This is a genomic window from Nocardioides sp. (assembly GCF_036401255.1).
Taxonomy (GTDB): domain Bacteria; phylum Actinomycetota; class Actinomycetes; order Propionibacteriales; family Nocardioidaceae; genus Nocardioides.
The window spans coordinates 1-5,676 of the sequence record NZ_DASWVI010000337.1 but is presented as its reverse complement, the minus strand read 5'-3'; the positions used below and the strand labels follow the sequence as shown (position 1 = coordinate 5,676).

General features: G+C 73.9%; 3 protein-coding genes. All 3 read left to right on the top strand.

What is annotated here, in order from left to right:
- Positions 1 to 560 (top strand): hypothetical protein (locus VGD85_RS15645; protein ID WP_331064361.1); only part of this gene is annotated, 560 nt, incomplete at its 5' end.
- A gap of 153 nt (positions 561 to 713) precedes the next feature.
- Complete coding sequence (locus tag VGD85_RS15640) at positions 714 to 4,310, top strand: PKD domain-containing protein (protein WP_331064360.1); 3,597 nt, start codon at positions 714 to 716, stop codon at positions 4,308 to 4,310.
- Positions 4,307 to 5,676 (top strand): polysaccharide biosynthesis tyrosine autokinase (locus tag VGD85_RS15635; protein ID WP_331064359.1); only part of this gene is annotated, 1,370 nt, incomplete at its 3' end. The genes VGD85_RS15640 and VGD85_RS15635, both read left to right, overlap by 4 nt.

Sequence of the window (5,676 nt, the reverse complement as noted above, 5' to 3'; positions counted from 1 at the left end):
CGGCGCTTGTCGGCGGGCTCGTCGTCGGGCTCGGTGCGTTGCTGGTGGCGGGCCAGCGGGCCGACGACACGCAGGACCGGACCGGCGCCGGCGGGACCGTCGGTCCTGCCGCGTCTGCGGGTGCGTCCGCCGCCCTCGAGCCGGTGCCCGCCGGGGAGCGGCGGACCCTCCGTCCGGTGCCGTTGGACGACACGGCGCGCTTCGGCACCGGGCTCGACCTGCGCCTGACCGCCCTCGAGCCGGTCGACGGCGTGGCCCGGGGACCGGGTGAGATCGCCGGCCCGGCCGTCCGACTGACCGTCCGGCTGACCAACCACACCGGCCGCCCGGTCTCCCTCGAGAGCGTCGTGCTCGAGGTCACCTACGATCGCGCGCGGACACCCGCGATGACGCTGACCGGCCCCGGTGGGCGGCCCTTCGGTGGCACGCTGGCGCCGGGCCGGTCCCAGGCCGCGCGGTACGTGTTCGCGATCCCGGTGTCGGCGCGCGACCACGTCCGGGTCGTCGCGAGCTACACCGGCGCGGCGCCGAGCGTCGAGCTGGCCGGGGCGATGCCGTGACCACGCGCGGGCGGACGGCGGATCCGCCCACCCAATTTCGCGTACGTCGCCGGGCCGGGCCGGCCCGACGCCTGCCGGGCTTCCTAGCGTCGGCGAGAGCGCACCCGGCCGCACGCGCGGTGACGGATGCGCGGTGATCGGAGGGCGAGAGAGATGATGACCGACCGGAGGACTGACCTGGCTGGACCACACCGCCAGGAGGTGGGGGCGGCCGGATCGCCGCGGCGGTCGCTGCTCGTCGTCCTCGTCGTGGTCGCGCTGGCCCTGGCCGGCCTGGCGTTCGCCCCCGCCCCCCGCGCGAGCGCCGACTCGGCGCCGCAGGACCCCGGCGACCCGCGGTCCCCGGTCACGGTCTCCGCGGACGGCCTGCCCACCGTGCAGATCGACGGCGTCGTCTGGGCGCAGGCGATGGTCGGCGACATCGTCTACGCGGGCGGCAGCTTCACCACGGCTCGCCCCGCCGGAGCCGCCCCGGGCACGAGCACGGTCACCCGCAACAACCTGCTGGCCTACGACGTACGCACCGGCGAGCTGGTCACGTCCTTCGCGCCCTCCTTCAACGCCCAGGTGCGGGCGATCGCGGTCTCCCCGGACCGGAGCCGGCTCTACGTCGGCGGCGACTTCACCACGATCGACGGCATCTCGCACCGCCGGATCGCGGCGTTCGACGCCACGACCGGTGCCCTGGTCGCCGCGTTCAACCCGCCGATGAACTACCACGTGAACGCGCTGGTCGCGACGAACACGACCGTCTACGCGGGCGGTGAGTTCCAAGACGTCGGCACGCAGGTGCGTCAGGGCCTGGCGGCCTTCAACGCCGCCAACGGTGCGCTCCTTGCCTGGACGCCGTCGGTGACGGACGGCGACGTGTGGGCGCTCGCGATCAACCCCGAGGGCACGAAGATCGCCGTCGGCGGGTCCTTCACCGCCCTCAACGGCTCCTCCGATCCCGGCTACGGGCTGGGCATGGTTGACGCGACCACCGGTGCCAGCCTGCCGTTCCTCGCGAACTCGATCATCCGCGACGCCACCTCCTACGGCGCGATCACGACGCTGGTCGCGGACGCCGACTACGTGTACGGCGGCGGCTACACCTACAGCCGGGCCGGCGGCACCTGGGAGGGGACGTTCTCGGCGTCCTGGGCCGACGGCTCCGTGCACTGGGCCGACGACTGCCACGGCGACACCTACTCGCTGCACGTGCAGGGCGACGTCGTGTACGCCGCCAGCCACACCCACTACTGCGAGAACATCGACGGGATCCGTCAGGGCGCCGGCGGCGTCGGGGACTACCCCTACTACCGGGCGACCGCGTTCGGGCGCGACGTCACCGGCACGGTGACCTGGGAGCCCGACCAGCGCCGCTACTACAACTTCGAGGGCCAGCCGCGATCGTCGATGCTGACCTGGTACCCGAGCCTGAACGCGGGCACCTACACCGGACAGGTCCAGGGCCCCTGGAGCGTCACCGGCAACGCCGACTACGTCGCGATGGGCGGCGAGTTCACCCGGGTCAACGGCCAGGCACAGCAGGGGCTGGTGCGGTTCGCCCGGACCGGCCTGGCCCCCAACGACCAGGGGCCGAGCCTGTACAGCACGACCTACCCGCTGAACGTGCGGTCGACCGAGAAGGGCTCGGTGCGGCTCACCTGGGCGACCAACCGCGACATCGACAACGACGTCCTCACCTACCGGCTCTACCGCGACTCCCAGGGCGCCGGCGGCCTCCTGCAGACCCGGACCGCCACGGCGCCGTGGTGGAACCCCGCCGGCATGGGCTACACCGACACCGACGTGGAGCCGGGCTCGACTCATCGCTACCGCGTGGCGGTCACCGACGCGTTCGGCAACATCGCGAACACGCCCTGGACCGAGGTCACCGTGGCGTCCGCCGGCGCGGACAGCGCGTACGTCGAGGCCGTCGACGCGAGCGAGCCCACCCACTGGTGGCGCTTCGAGGAGGCGGCCGGCAGCACGACCGTGGCCGACGCGGCCGGGTTCCAGCCGCTGACGGCGACCGTGACCGGGGTCTCCCTCGGGGCGCCCGGCGCCCTGCTGTCCGAGCCGGGCTCCACGGCCGTCTCGTTCACGGGCTCGCCGCTCGCCCGCCTGTACACGAGCGTCCAGGACAGCCCGCCGGACACGTTCACCCTCGAGGCCTGGTTCCGCACCGCGGGCACGGCCGGCGGCAAGATCATCGGCCGGGGCAACCGGATCGATCGCAGCTCCAGCAAGGTCGACCGTCAGCTCTACCTCGACGACGCGGGTCACGTGCTGTTCGGGGTGAAGCCGAACCAGGACCGCCAGGTGCTGAGCAGCCCCGGCGCCTACAACGACGGCGCGTGGCACCTCGCCACCGCGAGCCTGTCACCGGACGGGATGCGGTTGTACGTCGACGGCGCGCTCGCCGCCCAGCGATCCGACGTCACCGTCGGTGAGCACCTGGCACTCGGCTACTGGCGCGTGGGCGGCGACTCGCTCACGTGGTGGCCCTCCGCGCCCTCCAACGCGTTCTTCGACGGCGACATCGATGAGGTGGCGGTCTACTACCGCGCGCTCGGCGAGCAGGAGGTCGCCGAGCACTACGCCGCGGGCAGCACCGCCAACGTGGCGCCGGTCGCGGCGTTCGACACGACCGTCGACGGCCTGACCGCGGCGTTCGCGTCGACCTCGACCGACGAGGACGGCACGATCGTGAGCCACGAGTGGTCCTTCGGCGACGGCGCCACGTCGACCGAGGAGGGCCCCGAGCACACCTATGCCGAGGCGGGCACGTACGACGTGACGCTGACCGTGACCGACGACCACGGCGCCACCGGCACGGTGACCATCCCGGTCACCGTGGCCGAACCGGCCAACGTCGCCCCGGTCGCGGCGTTCGGATCGACCGTCGACGGCCTGACCGCGGCGTTCGTGTCGACCTCGACCGACGAGGACGGCACGATCGTGGGCCACGAGTGGTCCTTCGGCGACGGCGCCACCTCGACCGAGGAGGGCCCCGAGCACACCTATGCCGAGGCGGGCACGTACGACGTGACGCTGACCGTGACCGACGACGACGGCGCCACCGGCACCGTCACCGTGCCGGTCAGCGTGAGCCCCGGTGCGACCTCGCCGTTCGCCGTCGACGCGTTCGGGCGCGCCGTGACCGACGGGTGGGGCGCCGCGGACGTCGGCGGCGACTGGACCCGGTCCGGCAGCGCCACGAACTTCTCGGTGGGCGACGGTGTGGGCCGGATCCGGATGTCGCGGGCCGGCGCCGGACCGGGCATCGCGCTGACCGGCGTCTCCAGCATCGACACCGACGTCCGGGTGCGGGTGGGCGCGGACCAGGCGGCCACCGGAGGCGGGATCTACCTGGGCGTGCAGCCCCGCGTCGTGGGAGCCGGCGACCGGTACTTCGCGGAGGTCCGGCTCGTCACGGGCGGCGGCGTCGCGTTGTCCGTCGGCCGGCTGGCGGGCGGGGCCGAGCGGGTGCTGCGGTCCGCGACCGTGGCCGACCTGACGGTCGAGCCCGGCACGCTGCTCGAGGTCCGCGTGCAGGCGGTGGGCACCGAGCCCACCACGCTGCGGGCGAAGGTCTGGGCGGCCGGCGCCGCGGAGCCGGAGGCGTGGGCGCTGTCGGTGACCGACGGCACCGCCGCCCTGCAGGCGCCGGGAGGCATCGGGTTGACGACGTACCTGTCCGGCTCGGCGACCAACGCCCCCGTGTTCGGGCTGTTCGACGACATGCTGGCGGGCCCGGCATGACCTTCGCCGAGTACGTCCTCGTCCTCCAGCGCAGGTGGCGCGTCTGGGGTGCCGGCCTCGCCGCCGGGCTGCTGGCGGCGATCGTGGTGATCGTGCTCTCCCCGACGCGCTACTCGGCGACCGCGCTGTCGTTCGTGTCCGTCGCCGAGCGCGTGGACGGGTCCGGACAGTCGGAGATCTTCCAGGGGTCGCAGTTCGCGGTGCAGCGCGTGAAGTCCTACGCCCCGCTCGTCGAGAGCCCCGACGTGCTGCAGCCGGTGATCCAACGCTTCGGTCTCGCCACGACCGTGCGCGAGCTCGGCCGCCAGGTCGCGGTGAGCAGTGCGCCCGAGACGGTGCTGCTCGCGGTGTCGGTGTCCGACGCCGACCCGGCGCTGGCCGCTCGACTGGCCGACGCGATCGCGGTGCGCCTCGGCGAGGTCATCGAGGAACTGGAGACGCCCCGCGACTCCGAGGTCTCGAACGTCAAGGTGTCGCTGGCCCGGCCGGCGGCGGTTCCCACGGCCCCGTCGTCTCCGCGGGTGCTCGTGGACCTCGTGCTCGGAGCCGCCGCCGGTCTCGCGCTGGGCCTGGCCTCCGCGGTGCTGCGGCACGGCCTGGACCGCCGGATCAAGTCCGCGCACGACGTGCGGGTGCTGACCGGCATGTCACCGCTCGGGTCGACCCTGCACGATCGCTCGGCGCGGCGTCGCCCGCTGGTGGCCCTGGACTGGCGGTCGGCCTCCGCGGAGCGGTACCGGACCGTGCGGACCGCGTTGAAGTTCGCCGCCGTGGATCGTGACCTGCGCAGCTTCGTGGTGACGTCGTCGGTGGCCGAGGAGGGCACGACCACCGTCTGCTGCAACCTCGCGATCGCGTGGGCCCAGTCCGGGGCCGCGGTGTGCCTCGTGGAGGCGGACCTGCGGCGGCCCTCGGCGTCGCGGTTCCTGGGACTCGACGGTGGGGTCGGGCTCTCCGACGTGCTCGTCGGCGACCGCGACCTGGACGAGGCACTGGTGTCCTGGAACCAGGGTCTCCTCACGGTGCTGCCGGCCGGCTCGCTGCCGCCCGACCCCGCCGCCTTGCTGGGCTCGGCCGCGATGGCCGCGCTCGCGGGCCAGCTGCGCGAGCGGTTCGACGTCGTGCTGTACGACTCCCCGCCGATGCTGTCGGTGGCCGACGCGGTCGTCCTCGGGGGACTCGTCGACGGTGTGGTGCTGGTCATCCGGTCCGCGGTCACGCGTCGTGACCACGTCGCGACCTGCCTGGAGACGCTGCGGCGGTCGCGGCTGGCGCTGCTGGGCAGCGTCGTCGCGGGTGAGCGCCGGAGGCGGGGCTCCGACGGGCGCGGCTACACCGCCCGGCTGGACGGCGACCGGGGCGAGCT